Below are 16773 nucleotides of genomic sequence, written 5' to 3' on the forward strand. Positions count from 1 at the left end.
CAATATTTAGAGGTTGTAAAGAATAACAGGGTGTTTTTCGGCGATATTTTTTCCTTGGCTTCGTTTGCCCAGGGCATGCCTTCGGCGGAAGCAAAAATGGCTTACTCAACGTAATTAAGTACGTTTCCGTCGCCATTTCACCTTCGCCTTGCTGAGAGAAAAATCTCTTGGTGATAAATCCGGGTAAAGCATTCGAAAATAAATAGATGGATCTAATTCACTGATAATGATTTCCAATTTGGCAAACTTTAAAATCAATGCACAGCTTAGTATCCATTCATACTCAACCGGCATCTTATAATCGATGTATTAAAATGAAAAAATCTATCCCGCATAAAGGGGGTCGACCTGTTCACATTCTTAGATGATTAATATAATTTTACATCACTAAGTACGGTGTGCGGTCCAATAACTTTACAGCACAGACTTCGCAATAAAAGTAATGAATAACTGAGAATGACGTTCAGTTGCATCCGTTGACTATACCGTATTTCATCACTGACACGACACTAGTCTATTGCACTGGACTAAGGCTGTATATCAAATTAAATATGTTTGATTATATTGAAGAAATTTTTCAACCATCCCAATCCTAAGCTTTTTATGATTTCTAAAAATTATCTTAAATCCAAGATAGGCTGCCTGTTCATGTTTATAACATCAGTTATTTTGATGAACTGTTCCGGGGCAGATCGGCAGGCACAGCAACAGGCCCCGCAAGACCAGCGGACTCTTAACTATGAAGCCAAGGTTGCTTTTATTTCCAATGCTGGCGATACCTTATCCACCATTGAAGTTGCTGTGGCTGATGACCAGGAATCCAGAACACAAGGTTTAATGAACGTGAATTCAATGCCTGAAAATGCCGGGATGTTATTTATTTTTGAAGAAAATCAGCCCAGAAGTTTCTGGATGGCCAGCACGCCACTTTCACTAGATCTTATTTTTGCGAATGAAGATTTTGAAATCGTTCGCATTCATAGAAATGCATCTCCCTACTCACAAGACAGTATTTCTTCTGAAGAACCTGCGAAGTATGTCGTAGAGGTAAATGCCGGCTACACGCTCGAGCACGATATTAATGAAGGGGCTTCCATTGCCATACTTGAGTGAGGGACATTTTACAAAAAACCTATCCGTTAATTCCCATAATTAGTCACTCAATTTTTTCGCACGGTCAGTTGCTACCATATTCGTGTCAGCCTATATTAATTCTTTTACCAGTGATAAAATCATACAATTTTAATTCTCCTTACATCTCACTCGTTTTATGAATCCATCAAGCTCAGATCAAAAAATACCCGGCACTTTACTCCTTCTGTTTCTGATTTCTTTCACTATTACAGTTTCATCAGAGGCGCAGCAGCGGCAGCTTCCTGCAGACACTACTGTTACGACGGAATCATCTGTAACAATTAATGGCAGATCAATCCCCTATACAGCCACTACTGGAACCCAGCCGGTCTGGAATGATGATGGCAACGTGGATGCATCCCTGTTTTATGTGTATTACGAACGAAGTGATGTAGATGACAAATCCACTCGTCCGCTCGTTATTTCGTTCAACGGCGGCCCGGGCTCTGCATCTGTCTGGATGCATATTGGATACACCGGCCCGCGTTTCCTGCGAATTGATGACGAGGGATATCCGGTCCAGCCGTATGGCGTCATCGAAAATGATCATTCCATACTGGATGTAGCCGATATCGTTTATATTGACCCTGTAAATACCGGCTTTTCGCGGATTTTGAATGAAGACGTCGAACGATCCAATTTTTTTGGAGTGAATGAAGACATCGCCTACCTCTCTGATTGGATCAATACATTTATTTCGCGAACAGGTCGGTGGGCGTCTCCAAAATATTTAATCGGAGAAAGTTATGGCACTACCCGCGTAGCCGGTCTAGCCCGCAGCCTTCAAAACAGGAACTGGGTATTTTTGAACGGCGTCATTTTAGTATCTCCTACAGGAATGGGCCTGGAACCACCGGCGATGACACCACGGTCTGAAATCCTGAAACTTCCATATTATGCCGCCACGGCATGGTATCATGACGCACTTAGGAGTGATCTTCAGCAGATGGAGCTTCAGGATCTGCTATCTGAAGTGGAAGAGTTTACCATAGAATCGTATTTGCCGGCCATTGCACTGGGCAGCACAATCAGCGAGTCACGGCGGGATGAGATTGCCACTCAAGTCTCTGAATATTCCGGAATTGACAAGCAACATGTACTCAACTACAATCTAACATTCCCCACCTCATTCTACTGGAAAGAGCTGATGCGGGATCAAGGGATGACAATCGGCCGGCTCGACTCCCGCTACCGGGGAATTGATCGAATGGATGCAGGTGACAGCTATGACCATGACCCGGCTCTTACAGCATGGAATCATGCATTTACACCCGCCATCAACCACTACCTGCGGGAAGATCTTGGTTTTGAAACCGATCTTAAGTACAACATTTTCGGACCCGTTCATCCATGGGATCGCAGTGGCAACTCAACGGCCGAGGACTTGCGCCGTGCCATGGGCGAAAATCCGTTCCTGCATGTGATGGTACAATCGGGCTATTATGATGGTGCTACAGATTATTTCTCTGCCAAATATGTGATGTGGAACATGGACAGAAGCGGTAAGGTAAGCGACAGGCTTCGGTTTGAAGGATATGAAAGCGGCCATATGATGTATCTTCGGCAGGAAGATTTGGCCACAAGCAACGAACATATCAGAGAATTTATTCGCAACTCCCTCACCGATGGAGAAACACCGGCTAGATACTGATTATATAAATTTCCTTAAATCATCGCGGACTGCGATCCGCGATCTCCCATCATTGCAAGTGAGAAAGTGAACTGCTTAGGAAGAGTTGTCGTCTGAACGAGGTTTTGAGATGCCGCATCGATGTGCGGCATGACGCTTTTAATAAACTCATGATGATAAAAAATCATCAACGCTGACTTGATCCGCGATCTCCCATCTTTGCAAATGAGAAAATGGGTTGCAGGGAAATTACAGTCTGAACGAGAATGGGAGATGCCGCATCGCGGTGCGGCATGACGCTCTTTATAAACTTAGGTTCTTATTACAACAGTCATCGCGGACTTCGATCCGCGATCTCCCATCTTTGCAAATGAGAACATGAGTTGCGGGGGAACTTACAGTCTGAACGAGAATGGGAGATGCCGCATCGCGGTGCGGCATGACACCTAAATGATACCTAACTTACTTATTCATTGAGATAAGAAACTCTTCATTGGATCGTGTTCCCTTCATCTTCTCAAGAAGGAATTCCATTGCTTCAAATGCATTATGCTGGTTCAGATAGCGACGCAATAGCACAACTTTCTCTCTTTCATCGTCCGGTACAATGAGCTCTTCGCGACGTGTGCCGCTCTTAAATACGTCAATTGCCGGGAATATTCGTCGTTCAGCCAGCCGGCGATCAAGCACAAGCTCCATATTACCGGTGCCCTTAAATTCCTCAAAAATCACATCATCCATTCGCGAGCCGGTGTCAACCAGTGCGGTCGCAATGATAGTGAGGCTGCCGCCATCTTCTATATTCCTGGCGGAGCTAAACAGTTGTCGTGGGGCTTTTAGTGCCTCAGAGTCAATACCACCTGACATTGTTCGTCCTGAATTGCTGCCAGCGACGTTATAAGCGCGCCCAAGCCGGGTAATAGAATCCATCAACAATAATACATCATGGCCGCTTTCAACCAGGCGTTTCGCTTTTTCAAAAACTATTTCCGATAGCCCAATATGATTTTCGGGCTTCTCATCAAATGTGGATGCCACCACTTCAGCATCTTTCACTGATCGCTGCATCTCAGTAACCTCCTCAGGCCGCTCATCAACAAGCAGAATAATAACCTTGGTTTCCGGGTTATTTTTGTTGACGGCATTTGCAATGTTACGCATGATGGTCGTCTTGCCGGTCTTTGGCTGAGCGACTATCAAACCGCGCTGCCCCTTTCCTATCGGTGAGAAAAGGTCAATCAAGCGAGTCGTATATTCAGAAAAATGGTTTTCCAGCTTGTAGCGCATATCTGGATATACAGGCATCAGATCTTCAAAATCGCCCCGGTTATCCATATCGGTTGGAATCTGACCGTTGACTCCCTCTACCCTGAGAAGCGCAAAATATCGCTCGCCAACTTTGGGCGGACGAATGATTCCAATCACGCAATCACCCTGTCGCAGCCTGAACCGTTTGATCTGGGAAGGAGAAACGTATATATCGTCCGGGCTCGCCTTGTAGTTATAATTTACAGAGCGAAGGAATCCGTAGCCATCGGGTAAAATCTCCAGCGTACCTTCGTTAATCAGAAATTTTCCAAGCTTCGGAATTATTTCTTCAAGTCGTTCGTCAAGAGTTGGAGCATCAGATTCAGGCAGTACATTGCTTACATGCTTTTTATTTTTCTTGTACTGTCCGCGTTTTTTGCCGCGATCTTTCTGGCGGTCATTTCCGCCGCGTTCTTTTTTAGAATCGTATGATTGTATGTGGGATTCCTGTCCGTATTCAATATTAGGGACGCCTGTATCTCGCGGACCGCTTCCCCTGTGATTTGAAATCCTTTCAATAAGGCTCTCTTTACGTAATGCAGAGACGCCTTTCAATCCAATGGATTTAGCGATCTCTTTTAACTCTTTAACGGATTTTTTGCGTAGTGATTCCAAATCAGTAGATGATGGTGTATCGGTGTGATTCTCCGACATATGGTTTGTTTTGTTCTTGAAATATGTTCATGTAGAAAAGCGCGCAACCTTATGCAGAAGTGCGCTTGAGATAAGAACTATTCTGAATGGTATAGAAAAGAGTGTAACCTCTTAGTGATCAGCAATGTTTCCCATCCATTGCTTCAATGTTTTGTAAAAGTAAAAACTTCCTCCAAAAATTACTAATTCTGATTTATTCTTTTGAACCCACGATTCAGGCAGAGAATCATCAGCGTTTAGTATCTCAATATCAGGCACCAGCTCTTTTACTTCCTTTTCGGTAGCCGCCCTGCCTAACTTAAGCGGATGGTAATACACGGTACCGATTTCCAATAGTTCAGAAATTAGTCCGGGAGTTAATTTATCCCTCATTATGCTAAATACCAGTCTCCAGTCGCTGAGGGGTGATAATTCAGTAAGCTGCCGTTTCATCAGTTTTACTGCTTCAGGATTGTGTGCACCATCAAAATACCATTGATAGTCCGGATGAATCCGCCGAAATGATGCCCCGGCAGGATATCGTTCACTCCACTTTAAAAGTCCGTCAGCAACAGCATAGGATGATACGGGGATTTGCTCAGTTACACAATCCAATATACAACGTACTATTTGTGCGTTTAACCGGGCTGCCAGCGTGAGCTGTTTGGCTTCAGAATTATCTTCCATTACCGGGTCCAAAGAATAATCCGGGGCAGCCGAGTTTATGACGGGTGCGTTAAGTGAATCTGCATGGTTTTCTATTTCTGACATAGCAGCATTTGGAAGATCACCTACCACCACCGGTGTATTTGGCTTGATAATTCCCGCTTTTTCGCGCGCAATCTCCTCAATTGTATTTCCAAGTATATCGGTATGATCCATTCCGACAGACGTGATGGCAGCAGCTTCCGGCAGAATGATGTTCGTTGCGTCGAGCCTTCCCCCCAAACCGGTTTCAATAATTGCAACGTCTATACTCTTTTCACTGAAATACCAAAACCCTATAGCAGTAGCCAATTCAAAATAGGTAAGGGAGAATTTCTCAATTAACCGCTCATATTTTTGAAAAAATGTCAGAAGGTGCTGTTCGGTTATCCATTCACTGTCAATTGTTATCCGTTCTCTGAAATCTATCAGGTGCGGCGACGTAAAAAGGCCGGTTTTATAGCCGGCCGACTGATACACAGATGCAAGCATCCGGCAGGTGGTCCCTTTACCATTTGTTCCGGCGACATGAATGGATCTAAAATCGGCCTGAGGATTACCTATCTCACCACAAAACTCACGGATCGTGTCCAGTGAAAAATTTGCGGCTGACCGCCCTCTATCACCAAACATTGGAATGGTGTTCAGCGTCTCATAAACAGCCTCAATCGTTTTATAACGAGTCATCAAGCCATTTTCTCCTTTTTATATCCCTCAAACTTCTGCAATAGGTCATGCCTTAGCGGAGTATCTGTAGGATACGGTCGGCCGTTCAGTGATGACACCCAAACCAGTTCTTTCAAACTGTTGCAGATCCAAATCTGAGATGCCTGTTCAATGTCAGATCCTGAAAATGCTCCTTCTTTGATTCTATTCCCGCTTTCGCTACCCATCTGTATAAGTATGGACCGGGTGATGCCCGGCAGGATGTCGCAAGTAGCCGAGGGTGTAAATATTGTTCCGTTCTTCTCCCAAAATATATTAGCGATAGACGTTTCAGCCACTTCATCGCGCACAGTTAGCATAAGTGCGTCATCGGCTCCTTTTGCTTTCGCCTCGATGGCGGCTTGCCGGTAGTGCATCATGTTGCTTAGCTTCAGTTGGGTTGGCCGGCAGGACGATGGAACTACCGTTGTATTAACTGAAACAAGGCGCAGCGGTCCGGCTGCTTTCAGAGCTACTTCATCAGAAGTGATAAGCGTAATAAATGACGGTTCATTAGCATCTGGCAGTGAATAACCACCGCGTTCACCAAGCGATACCTGGATACGGATCCTGGCATGGTCCTCTGACAACTGGTTCGCTTTCAGTAGTTCAGTTATCTCCAATCTTACCTGCTCTTCAGTGAAAAAGCCTGCTTTCTGGCCTGTCAGATAACTCACCGCATCGTTAAGACGATGCAGATGGCGATCAAGATGAAGAAATTTGCCTCTGTAACTTTTGAACGTTTCAAAACATCCGGCACCATAAAATAGTCCGTCGGTTTCTGCGCGAATTGCGGCTTCTTCATTTTCAATGATGGAACCATTTAATGATACTTTCATAGAATGTCACCGGTTTACCAATTCTCTTGCCTTTTGTCGTATCGCCTCAACATCTTTACCCACATTCTGGTCAACAATGGTTCCTTGTCGATTAATGAACAGCTGCGAGGGGAGTCCCGGTACCATTAATTCCTGGTACAGTGGCGTACCATCAACGTATACAAAATCGAAATCTGTGGTTTGAATGTGTTCTTCAACAAGATTTTCTGCATCTCTGGCAGCGGCAGCTACAATTACAATACCCGAAAACTCCGACTGAAGCTGGCTCATGACGCTGTTAAGCTCAAGTGACAAATCAGACCAGGTAGACCAAAAGTGGACAATTACAGTAGATCCTTTAAACTGTGAAAATGACAGTGAATCTCCGGATGCGTAGTGATACAGCTTCCATTCGCTTATGCTCGCCTCTTCAATCTCCTCCCTGAACGTCTCCCGCTGGTTTGAAGCGTAGTTCAGAGAGCTCAAAAAAATGACAATAGCTGTAAGAGCTGCACAGATCAGTAAAAAAGGTATAAAATATTTTTGATCTAATCTCATTTGCCGGTTTGAACGTCTCAAATCTATATGTCAATCAAGATACAAATGTTATTCGAAAACTTAATCGCCCTTCTTTGCTGTCTTTTGGATGATAGCGACGCAAGTAAAACTGTTTACGCCGCGACTGATCTTTGTGAGTATCACAGCCGGAGATTCATTAAACTCTTCGACAAGCATAAATGTTTTGACGGTAACCGCATGCGATATGTTTGATCAATAATTTTTAAAAGAGCGTGTGATAAAATTGCAGACAACATTAAATGACAGACAATTATGAAAGCACTGCTAATTGTAGATCTCCAAAATGACTTTTGTGAAGGCGGAGCACTTGAAGTCCCGAATGGGAGTTCAATCGTTCCGGTCGTAAATAAGCTCATTGATTCTTTTGACGCCATCATACAAACACAAGACTGGCACCCCTCGGGGCATGCTTCGTTTGCATCCTCACATGATGATAAAGAACCTAATGATACGATTGAAATGGATTATGGAACACAAGTTCTTTGGCCCGATCATTGCGTTCAGGGATCTGAGGGAGCAGAATTCCATCCCGATCTGAGAACAAAAAAGAGCCAGGTTATTATTCGTAAAGGGTTTCGTCCGGAAATCGACTCCTACTCAGCTTTTTATGAGAACGACCATCAAACCAAAACCGGGCTTACCGGCTATCTAAAGACCCGCGGTATTACCGATCTCTACACGGTAGGCCTTGCAACAGATTTTTGCGTGAAGTGGTCGGTCGTTGACGGTATTGACGAAGGCTTTAAAATGCACATTATTGAAGATGCCGTTAAAGGTATTGATCTCGAAGGTTCGCTCGACGCCGCCTGGGATGAAATGAAGTCAAAAGGAGTCGATGTCCTTCAATCAGATTCCATACTGAAGTGAGCCAACAAGATCCCGAATCTATAGACTTTACGATATTGGGCGCCGGAATCGCGGGGTTATCTGTTGCAGATGAACTTCTGCAGCGCAATAAATCCGTTACAATTATTGATAAAGCGCGTCCCGGGAGCGGGTCATCCGGAGCTCCGCTAGTGCTCATCAATCCGGCCACCGGCAGACGTGCAAAAAAGGTTCACCGGGCAAAAGAGAGTCTTGAGTCCATATCAGATCTACTGTCGAGGGTTAAAGCATTTAGCGGGCAACAATTTTATGAACAGAATGGAGTATTGCGTCCTGCCCTTGATGAAGATCTCGCGAAAGATTTTCATCGTTCACCAAAAAAATACGACTGGCCGGATTCCTCGTGGATTCAGTGGCTGGATAAGGAAGAGTTTTCATCAACCTACAACTATTTCGGTGAAAACTTTGGCGGCCTGGTCTTAGAGCCGGGTTACACGGTAAACGCTCCGCTTTATTTAGAGTTATTAACAGGGTATCTAAAATCAAAAGGATTGCATACCCGGTTTGAAACGGAAGCAGCAATAAGCAAAACCGAGGATAACAGGTACTTCGTTAATCTTGCCGATGGAGGTTCATTCCACACTGAACATGTGATTCATGCTGCGGGGTCATCTATCAAACATAATCCCTCTTGGCAATTTCTGCCGTTTAAAACAACAAAAGGCCAGCTTCTTGATTTAACGTTCAAATCGCCACTCCCTCTGCGTGAATCTATCTCAAGTATGGGGTATTTTGCTTTCTTACCATCCACTCCAAATCGCCTGGTCGTAGGAAGTACCTATGAACATTCGTACGATAATCTGCAAACCGACGACTCCGGCAGGGAGTATCTGTATGATAAACTAGACCGGACATTACCCGGCCTGTCCGATTTACCCCATACTTTTGTAATGTGGAGCGGTGAGCGAGTCAGTATGAAAGATCATAAACCGGCTATAGGTGAACACCCTGAAAAAAAGAATTTTCATTTGTTTGGTGCGCTGGGATCAAAAGGCATGATACATGGAAGGTACCTGGCAAAACAGCTCGCCAATTCAATTCTTAATGGGAGCCCAATTGACAGTGAATTTAACTTAAACCGGTTTCAGAACTCTTAGGTGAGTCTTTATCGCCGCCAGTATACAACTCACCATTTTCACTGACCGACAAATTTGACAGGTGCTCTCTTTTATTCAAAGATGACATTCTCATTCGGATATGGTCCAGGTATTTGCCCGGCACATCCTGGCGTAAATACTTTCGCCGCAGTCGAAGCCACGCCTCATACTCATCTTCAGGTTTGCCGTTCCATTCTTTTTGAAAATCGGTATCAACCTCATTACGATAGTTTGGACGCGAGTAATATTTTACAAGCTTTGCCATCAAGTAGCTGAATGGTACAGCCAAAATAACCGCTACAAGTTCGAATATTGCGTAGTTAGTCATACTACGACAACTTATTTCCAACCTTGTTCATTCGGCCAGATGCATCCCTCAAGATGGTTTGCACCTGTCGACTATTCTATTTGAATAGTGATCATGATGTTATCAAGATGCCGGCAACTCATAAAATTCTGCTACTTGGCTTTAGTTAGGCTGAATAATAGCTGCCTCAGATGAAACTACCGTTATTGCAATCAGGGCAATCATTATAAAGAGATTAATAAATAGGTTTATCGTATCAATGACCGATTCCATCTTGTAAGTGGTCTGTATTTCGTAGTATTCAGCCAGCTGTTTCGCATTTTCACGGAGAGCTCCTGATTCGGCACCAAGCCGGAACCGGCTGATTGCCGTATTGGAAAACACACCGGTGGCCTCCATCGACTCTACAAGTCCGGCACCATCTTTCAGCATCATTTTGATGGCAACTTCTTTAATTCGCTTCTCCATGTATGTATTCCGGCACGCCTCGGCTGCCACTCGAATCACATCAATATTTTGCCCCGAACCGCTATACAGCGTATAGAATACGCGTGAAAATATTTCGATGCTTGTTTTGTGCAGTAAATCCCCTATCACCGGTATTTTGATGATATACTGATCCAGCATGAGCTTCCCTTTTGGTGTTTTCACCCACCAGATAAATACAGAGATGGGTACAATGTGCGCAAGTGTCAGCAATATCCAATTGTCCTGAAGCCAGTAACTTATTTCAAGTGTAGCCGCGGTCATGGGCGGCAGGGCAATATCAAACTCGAGAAACAGTTCTGCCGTTGCCGGAAAAATGTATCCTACATAGAACAGGACCGTCGCAACAACTGCCAGCACGGTTACGGTTGGCATTAACAGTGAGCGCCGAAGGTTCTTTTTAAATTCCGCATCCCGTTCAAGAAATTTGGCAGTACTCTCAAATACAAGTGCCATGTTACCTGAGGTAGACGCCACACTAAGCATGTAGGCGGCAAACTTTCCAAACACGTCTTCGTGCTTGCCATACACCTCACTGCCCTCTTTACCATCCTTAAGATCCTTCTGAATCTCTTTGATGACATCCTTCATTTTCTTGTTTTCTGTATCCTCATACAGAAGGTCAAGAATCTCGTCGTATGACAGCTGCTGACGCAGAAGATCGGCAGACAGGCTGACAAAAGTTACAATTTCATTAGTGGGCACACCGCCTTTAAAATCAAACCACTTCTTATTGATGCGGTGAACTTTATAGCCAAGCTTTGTAAGTGCCCGTTCGAGCTCTTCCTTGTTATAGGCCTCCTTTTCCCCTACAATCTTCTTTTTACCGGGTTTCTGGACCTTGTATTCGTAAATTTCTTTTTTTTCAAGTGCCTGAACGCTGATCCCGTTTTTCTGAACGAGCTTATCAACTTTAGACTTAGCGTCTTTTTTGGTCCCCGCCTCAAACTCGGTTTTAATGGATTTACCGGCCTTAGATGTAGCTTTAAGTCGAAATTTGGGCATAACACATCGGTTTATTTACGAAATGAGGATTCTTCAACCTGTATTATCGTACCAATTATTGCAAAACATAAATGCAGTATTGCAATAATCCAGCACCCATATGCCCGGGGATAACTGCTTCAAACAAAAACCAGTCAGCCCAATAGCTGTAAAAGAAAACTGTTTTAATTCATCAGCTCTGTGTAACTTTAAGAATAGTATTAATTTCAAATAAATAACTCACATGGCCTCCGACGAATCTCCTCAAACATTCAAGCATTCTGATAAAGAAACCGATACGTTTTTACAAAATGTTGAAAAGCTGAATGTAGATTCAAGCTACTATTTAACAGTTCTGGCAGGAGAAAACCAGTCGGCCAAAGACTCATTCTTCAAAAAAGTGAAGCAGAAATTTGGCGACCAGCTTAAGGTCATTGATTTACGCACGGTCGTTAGCACAGTCGAAGAGGAAAGCTATAAAAAAATTGACGAAATGATCGCCAACCTTGGCGAGAAAAAGTATGTGTGGATAAATCATGGAGATGAACTGGATGGTGTTTACACAGGTTTCTCGTCATCTGTGCGACGATACGCAACACCACAGGAAAAATACCTTATCAGGCATATCACATCTACAGAAAAAATTTATTTCCTTTCACTGCAAGACCGGCACACCGTTACGAACTTCCTTCGCCGTCATACTCAAACACTCATTACTTTCGACTACCCTGAGTCACTCTTAGGCAGGCTCAAACAGATTACACTCAACGGCAGCTCATTTTCAAGCAACCGTCAAGCCGTAACCCCATCTTCTACCGATTTGTAAACGTGGCTACATGGTAACCTTACTCTCCTGGCGGGGATCCAGATCATAGAGCGACGATACCGTTGCCTGAATGGTTTTGTACCATTCATTACCGAAGTTGTCGTTAATTTCGTAGAAATCAGAAAAATCCGGTTTTCTTATTTTCATTTTCCACTCCTGGTTTTTCGCTTTGAACACCGGGTCGATATGCAGAAGCTGATGATACAACAGCATTTTCTTGGTATCAGTATCCAGCATATCCCACAGCTCCCCGGATATTTCAACCAGGTAATCATTTCCTGAATAGTGTTTCACTTCACGAGTAGCTTTCATGCATTTCGCGGCTCTCTGCTTGGAAATATTCGGGTAAATGAGCAGGTATCCTACCTCAGCAGGCCCCAGCTCAATTTTATTTTGCTTGATGACATCAGCCGCGATTTTCTCCATTTCCGGAGATTCCATCAGCTGTTTATCAGATAATTTTATTTCGCCTTCCGGCTTCAAATAATCGTTTTCTGGCATTCCTTCTCAATTCAAATATTATGAAAAATTTGTGATGTCTAAGATAACAAAGTTAAACCCGGCATTAAAGAATCTTTGCATCTTTTGAAGAGTTAAATCTGTAGCACGAAGGGGGAAATTTCTTATATTATCTACATGGGTGTTGCTCAATTATTTGAGCATCAAATCTGTTTGTTTACCTGTTTTGCACTAGTTTTTTTGATTTATAAAAGTTCAAACCAACTGTATCATGAAAAAAGGTTTTATAGGTAGTCTTATCGGAGTTGCCATTGTTGTAGCGGCAGATACAATTATCAGGGTTATTGTTTCCATAAGTCTGAACATACCGGTCGATCTTTTCCTTTATGAAAATTATGGATTTACCTGGAGTCTGCTTATATGCGCTCTCACACTGGTCACCAGCTTTCTTGGGGGCTTTTTTTCGGTTACCTATGCCGACATAAAGAAACGACCGGCACTGATAATGTATGGCGTCTGGCTGATGGCCCTTCGCTATGGTCAAATTCACTACGCGATGGATGTTGAGCTGCTGCTTCCAATAGTTGCCCTGGTATTTTCATTATTGGCAGTTGTCCTGGTATGGCGATTCTTCCTGTCAAAAAAGAAAACTACACCCATAGCTGAACCATCCGGTCCCGTAGCTGATACAGAACCTCACTCTCAGCATAAAAAACATCATTCACCTAACGCTAACGAATAGTGGCGTCGATAGAAGTTACCGGCTGATTTCTCCACTCAGAAAGCTGAGCCAACATATCGCTGCGCACCCGTTTCATCAGTTCAATGCTGTCATCCTGGCTGAGATTATCAGTGGGGATAGGTTTCATGACCTTCAAGTTTACATAAGCTTCCGATGTGAACACCCAGGTTTTTTTGGGAAGGCAGTCCTGGGTGCCGTCAATGACGAGGGGAAGAATCGGGATATTTTTCTTGATGGCCAGGTCAAACGCACCCAGTGAGAATTTTTTCATGCGGCCATCCCGAGACCTTGTGCCTTCAGGAAAGAACATAACTGAACAATTATGTTTCAAATAGTATGTACACTGTTTAAAAACACCGATACGTTTCGTACTGGATGATCTGTCAACTGAAATGTCCTGGGCCATTTTCATCATCCATCCCAGCAGCGGAACATCGAACAATTCTTTTTTTGCCACCCATTTCATTTCCCACGGCAAATTCGATATCAGCGGTATGTCCGCATTAGACAGGTGATTACAAACAATAATGTAGGGATTACGATCATCAATCTGTTTCCACCCTTCTATGGTAATCTTCCAGTTTGGGTTGATGCGGGAAATAGCATTGCCAAGTTTTCGAAAAAAACGTCCGGTGCGGTAGCGCGCCGGGTCTCGGTCAAACAATCGAACAGCCGCAACCATCGGCAGCCAAACGATCACCAGCAGGGATATTCCCGTCCATATAAGCACGGAAAAAAGTTTTTCACGCATAACGCAATACTATAGTTTCGGAATAAAACTTTTGATGATTCCCCATACTCCCTTCGCGGGCTTTAAGCTGTTTTTATTCCGTTCGGCTGCTTTTGAAATGGAAGGTGGAATAGCAACTTTTTCAAGTTCGGCAATTTTCTCTTTTTGAGCCTGCTCTTTTCGTAACCGATCTTCTTGAGCTTTATCTGGTTTACTGGGAGTATCTTTTTTATGCCGGTTATCTTTTCCTTTCCCAGACCGATCTTTTTTGTCTGAAGAGGTAGTTGGTTGACCGTTTGATTTTGCAGTCGATTTTTTACTCTTTTTACCTGAGTCATCTTCACTCTGTTTGGTGGCCTCTTCCTGGCCATTGGTTGATGACGGGCGCTGTCTTTTCTGATCTGATTGATCAGAACTGCTGGTTTTACTTTTCTTGCTCTGTTTGCTTTTTTTAAAGTCGTCGTCCCAGGAAAAGTCAGAAGATTCACCGAAATTTTGAGGCAGTTCTAATGTCTTGATCTTGTTTCCTTTTATTCGCTCAATCTGTGAGAATGTGCGGCTGTCTCGCTTACTCACGAACGTAACGGCAATTCCTGATTTGTCGTACCGTCCCGTTCGGCCTATTCGGTGTACATAATCATCGGTGTTATTGGGTACATCATAGTTGATAATCATTGATACTTCCTTAATATCGATCCCCCTGGCCAGGACGTCAGTTGCCACAATAACCGGTACCTGGCCGTTTTTAAACGCTTGGAGAGCTTTATTTCGCTCATCCTGTGTCCTGTCTCCATGAATACTTACAGCTTTTATCCCCTCTCGCTTTAATAGACGCTGGAGTTCATCAGTCCCTTTCTTAGTAGAGGTAAATATAATGCAGGAGTCCCATTTAATGTCATCAAAAATCTTTTTGACGAGATCTACCTTTTGCTTACTTCGAAGCTTGTACGCCCGTTGTTCAACAGACTGGCTCGGTTTGGATCTCTCAATCTCCACAAGCTCCGGATTATTCATGATAGACCCGGCCAGTTTTTTAATTTCGTTCGGCATTGTTGCTGAGAACAGAAGAGTTTGCCGTTTCTCCGGAATCCATGATATTATTTTCTTCATATCCGGCAGGAATCCCATATCCAGCATTCTGTCTGCCTCGTCCAGTACAAAGTATTCAAGAGAGGAAAAATCCACCCCTAATACTTTGGTTTGATCGATTAATCGACCGGGCGTAGCTACAATAATATCCACACCGGCTTTTAGCGCTTTCGCCTGCTGGGAAAAATCGCTGCCGCCAATAACGGTGGCAGAGGTGATTCCGGCGTGATAACCTATTGCAAAAATCTGTTCGTCAATTTGCGTTGCAAGCTCACGCGTGGGGCTAAGAATAAGAGCTTTAATTCCTTTTCTATCACTCTTTAGAACACGCTCCATGATTGGAATAACAAACGCTCCGGTCTTCCCAGTACCGGTTTGGGCAGCAGCAATCAGGTCTTTCCCTTCAGCTACGATTGGAATGGCTTGTTCTTGTACAGGAGTTGGCTCTTTAAACTGAAGGTCGTTTAGGCCGGCGATTATCTCGTCGGATAAATTAAAATCGGTAAACTTCAAATGATTCCTTTTTTCAATAAAATTTAATGGTAATAAACTGCAGGTATATTCGTAAAAGTAAACTTAACGGGCGGCAATCTTTTATGTGCCATCAACCGAAAGGTATTCGCAGATATTATACACAACGGCAAGTATTCACGTATATGTTTCTGCAACACCGCTAAATATATCATTTTAACCGCAAAGTATGAATAGTTAGAAATCTGTTCACTCTTCTTTGGTTCGCTGGCAAAAAACGGTACCTTTTAAGGCTGTGTTCTCTGCGTTTCTGAGCCCTTTGGGCTCTTAACCAATCGAACGTTAGCAAACAGATGAAGCGACTGGCATGTTTCGCTATATAACTTGCTCAATTGAAATACGAAAAAAATCAATCCCTTATTACCAATATGAAAGTATCAATTTATTCGGTGTTAACTGCACTACTTTTTATTCTTATTATTAATGGCTGCGAATCTCCCCGGGGAACCGCGGATGCATCGCTTGAATCCAGAATGGATTCTGTTAGCTATAGTCTCGGATTTTTCTACGGCCAAAGCCTTGCTTCGGAAGGCGTTGATTCTTTACAGAATGGTCAATTCATTGCCGGTTTAAACCAAGCTTTGGAAGAAGATAGTTCTATCATTGACCAAGTAGCCATGCAGGCCCTGATGCAGCAATTTCAGCAGGATATCAGACAAAGCCAACAGGCACGTCAACAAGAAGCAGCCAGTGAGAATATTGCGGAAGGTCAAGAGTTTCTTGAAGAGAATGCTCAAAAGGAAGATGTAATGGTAACAGAATCCGGTCTGCAGTATCGCGTCATTGAAGAAGGCACCGGCGAAAGTCCAACGGCAGAAGATGAAGTTGAAGTACACTATCGCGGCACGCTTATATCCGGAGAGGAATTCGATAGTTCTTACAGCAGAGGCGAAACAGCAACGTTTCCTCTGAATCGGGTAATTCCGGGCTGGACAGAAGGTCTTCAGCTAATGAGCGAAGGGGCAACATATGAATTTTATGTTCCTGCGGATCTTGCTTATGGAAATAACCCGCCACCGGGAAGTATTATTGAGCCCGGAGCTGTGCTTATTTTTGAAGTTGAACTCATAGACGTTAAAGAGTAAAAGCTCAAGGTCACCTGCATCACATATTTGATGAGTGATT

Annotated in this window: 16 protein-coding genes; 7 read left to right on the forward strand and 9 right to left on the reverse strand. The window is 43.6% G+C overall.

What is annotated here, in order from left to right; genetic code table 11:
- The first annotated feature begins 603 nt into the window (after positions 1 to 603).
- Both AABW11_RS17375 and AABW11_RS17380 read left to right on the forward strand, forming a co-directional pair.
- Positions 604 to 1113, forward strand: a complete 510-nt coding sequence (locus tag AABW11_RS17375) for a DUF192 domain-containing protein (RefSeq protein ID WP_340106417.1) — start codon at positions 604 to 606, stop codon at positions 1111 to 1113.
- A gap of 157 nt (positions 1114 to 1270) precedes the next feature.
- Positions 1271 to 2785, forward strand: a complete 1515-nt coding sequence (locus AABW11_RS17380) for a S10 family peptidase (RefSeq protein ID WP_340106418.1) — start codon at positions 1271 to 1273, stop codon at positions 2783 to 2785.
- Positions 2786 to 3226: 441 nt separating this feature from the next.
- Here the strand turns inward: AABW11_RS17380 and rho are convergent, their stop codons facing one another.
- The 4 genes from rho to AABW11_RS17400 all read right to left on the reverse strand — a co-directional run bounded on the left by rho (position 3227) and on the right by AABW11_RS17400 (position 7491).
- Positions 3227 to 4726, reverse strand: coding sequence for a transcription termination factor Rho (gene rho, locus AABW11_RS17385; protein WP_340106419.1), 1500 nt, complete (start codon positions 4724 to 4726; stop codon positions 3227 to 3229).
- Between the two features lie 111 nt (positions 4727 to 4837).
- Positions 4838 to 6097, reverse strand: a complete 1260-nt coding sequence (locus AABW11_RS17390; RefSeq protein ID WP_340106421.1) for a bifunctional folylpolyglutamate synthase/dihydrofolate synthase — start codon at positions 6095 to 6097, stop codon at positions 4838 to 4840.
- The gene (locus AABW11_RS17395) at positions 6097 to 6954 is read right to left on the reverse strand and encodes an aminotransferase class IV (protein ID WP_340106422.1); all 858 of its coding nucleotides are present in this window, start codon (positions 6952 to 6954) and stop codon (positions 6097 to 6099) included. Before AABW11_RS17395 ends, AABW11_RS17390 begins: the two co-directional genes overlap by 1 nt.
- Before the next feature lie 6 nt (positions 6955 to 6960).
- Positions 6961 to 7491: a TlpA family protein disulfide reductase gene (locus tag AABW11_RS17400; RefSeq protein WP_340106423.1), complete on the reverse strand. Its 531-nt coding sequence runs from the start codon at positions 7489 to 7491 to the stop codon at positions 6961 to 6963.
- 273 nt (positions 7492 to 7764) lie between these two features.
- Here AABW11_RS17400 and pncA point away from each other — a divergent pair, with 273 nt between their 5' ends.
- Together pncA and AABW11_RS17410 are read left to right on the forward strand one after the other, a co-directional pair.
- A complete protein-coding gene (pncA, locus tag AABW11_RS17405; RefSeq protein ID WP_340106424.1) occupies positions 7765 to 8379 on the forward strand; it encodes a bifunctional nicotinamidase/pyrazinamidase in 615 nt (204 codons plus the stop codon).
- Positions 8376 to 9494 carry an NAD(P)/FAD-dependent oxidoreductase gene (locus AABW11_RS17410; RefSeq protein WP_340106425.1) on the forward strand — a complete coding sequence of 373 codons (1119 nt, stop codon included), beginning with the start codon at positions 8376 to 8378 and terminating at the stop codon, positions 9492 to 9494. The genes pncA and AABW11_RS17410 overlap by 4 nt, the downstream gene beginning before the upstream one ends.
- Here AABW11_RS17410 and AABW11_RS17415 read toward each other — a convergent pair.
- Entirely contained in the window at positions 9466 to 9822 is a 357-nt protein-coding gene (locus AABW11_RS17415; protein ID WP_340106426.1) for a hypothetical protein, read from the reverse strand. The two genes, AABW11_RS17410 and AABW11_RS17415, sit on opposite strands and share 29 nt — an antisense overlap.
- Before the next feature lie 141 nt (positions 9823 to 9963).
- Positions 9964 to 11292: a type II secretion system F family protein gene (locus AABW11_RS17420; protein ID WP_340106427.1), complete on the reverse strand. Its 1329-nt coding sequence runs from the start codon at positions 11290 to 11292 to the stop codon at positions 9964 to 9966.
- Between the two features lie 223 nt (positions 11293 to 11515).
- Here AABW11_RS17420 and AABW11_RS17425 point away from each other — a divergent pair, with 223 nt between their 5' ends.
- Positions 11516 to 12097: a hypothetical protein gene (locus tag AABW11_RS17425; protein ID WP_340106429.1), complete on the forward strand. Its 582-nt coding sequence runs from the start codon at positions 11516 to 11518 to the stop codon at positions 12095 to 12097.
- 6 nt (positions 12098 to 12103) lie between these two features.
- Here AABW11_RS17425 and AABW11_RS17430 read toward each other — a convergent pair whose 3' ends face one another.
- Positions 12104 to 12598, reverse strand: coding sequence for a putative metallopeptidase (locus tag AABW11_RS17430; RefSeq protein WP_340106430.1), 495 nt, complete (start codon positions 12596 to 12598; stop codon positions 12104 to 12106).
- A gap of 229 nt (positions 12599 to 12827) precedes the next feature.
- On the opposite strand from AABW11_RS17430, the gene AABW11_RS17435 reads away from it, so the two are divergent.
- Entirely contained in the window at positions 12828 to 13298 is a 471-nt protein-coding gene (locus AABW11_RS17435) for a hypothetical protein (RefSeq protein WP_340106431.1), read from the forward strand.
- Here the strand turns inward: AABW11_RS17435 and AABW11_RS17440 are convergent.
- On the reverse strand, positions 13288 to 14049 hold the full coding sequence (locus AABW11_RS17440) for a lysophospholipid acyltransferase family protein (protein ID WP_340106432.1): 762 nt from the start codon (positions 14047 to 14049) through the stop codon (positions 13288 to 13290). The two genes, AABW11_RS17435 and AABW11_RS17440, sit on opposite strands and share 11 nt — an antisense overlap.
- Before the next feature lie 9 nt (positions 14050 to 14058).
- Complete coding sequence (locus AABW11_RS17445) at positions 14059 to 15630, reverse strand: DEAD/DEAH box helicase (RefSeq protein ID WP_340106433.1); 1572 nt, start codon at positions 15628 to 15630, stop codon at positions 14059 to 14061.
- Positions 15631 to 16016: 386 nt separating this feature from the next.
- Here AABW11_RS17445 and AABW11_RS17450 point away from each other — a divergent pair, with 386 nt between their 5' ends.
- Entirely contained in the window at positions 16017 to 16733 is a 717-nt protein-coding gene (locus AABW11_RS17450; RefSeq protein WP_340106434.1) for an FKBP-type peptidyl-prolyl cis-trans isomerase, read from the forward strand.
- The last annotated feature ends 40 nt before the right edge of the window (positions 16734 to 16773 follow it).

The organism is Rhodohalobacter sp. 8-1 (assembly GCF_038150125.1).
In the GTDB taxonomy this organism is placed as follows: Bacteria; Bacteroidota; Rhodothermia; order Balneolales; family Balneolaceae; genus SW132.

What these genes read in the sequence shown, in the direction of transcription:
- AABW11_RS17375 (WP_340106417.1), top strand. Translation starts at nt 604, where the DNA reads ATGATTTCTAAAAATTATCTTAAATCCAAGATAGGCTGCCTGTTCATG.
- AABW11_RS17380 (WP_340106418.1), top strand. Translation starts at nt 1,271, where the DNA reads ATGAATCCATCAAGCTCAGATCAAAAAATACCCGGCACTTTACTCCTT.
- rho (WP_340106419.1), bottom strand. Translation starts at nt 4,726, where the DNA reads ATGTCGGAGAATCACACCGATACACCATCATCTACTGATTTGGAATCA.
- AABW11_RS17390 (WP_340106421.1), bottom strand. Translation starts at nt 6,097, where the DNA reads ATGACTCGTTATAAAACGATTGAGGCTGTTTATGAGACGCTGAACACC.
- AABW11_RS17395 (WP_340106422.1), bottom strand. Translation starts at nt 6,954, where the DNA reads ATGAAAGTATCATTAAATGGTTCCATCATTGAAAATGAAGAAGCCGCA.
- AABW11_RS17400 (WP_340106423.1), bottom strand. Translation starts at nt 7,491, where the DNA reads ATGAGATTAGATCAAAAATATTTTATACCTTTTTTACTGATCTGTGCA.
- pncA (WP_340106424.1), top strand. Translation starts at nt 7,765, where the DNA reads ATGAAAGCACTGCTAATTGTAGATCTCCAAAATGACTTTTGTGAAGGC.
- AABW11_RS17415 (WP_340106426.1), bottom strand. Translation starts at nt 9,822, where the DNA reads ATGACTAACTACGCAATATTCGAACTTGTAGCGGTTATTTTGGCTGTA.
- AABW11_RS17420 (WP_340106427.1), bottom strand. Translation starts at nt 11,292, where the DNA reads ATGCCCAAATTTCGACTTAAAGCTACATCTAAGGCCGGTAAATCCATT.
- AABW11_RS17425 (WP_340106429.1), top strand. Translation starts at nt 11,516, where the DNA reads ATGGCCTCCGACGAATCTCCTCAAACATTCAAGCATTCTGATAAAGAA.
- AABW11_RS17430 (WP_340106430.1), bottom strand. Translation starts at nt 12,598, where the DNA reads ATGCCAGAAAACGATTATTTGAAGCCGGAAGGCGAAATAAAATTATCT.
- AABW11_RS17435 (WP_340106431.1), top strand. Translation starts at nt 12,828, where the DNA reads ATGAAAAAAGGTTTTATAGGTAGTCTTATCGGAGTTGCCATTGTTGTA.
- AABW11_RS17440 (WP_340106432.1), bottom strand. Translation starts at nt 14,049, where the DNA reads ATGCGTGAAAAACTTTTTTCCGTGCTTATATGGACGGGAATATCCCTG.
- AABW11_RS17450 (WP_340106434.1), top strand. Translation starts at nt 16,017, where the DNA reads ATGAAAGTATCAATTTATTCGGTGTTAACTGCACTACTTTTTATTCTT.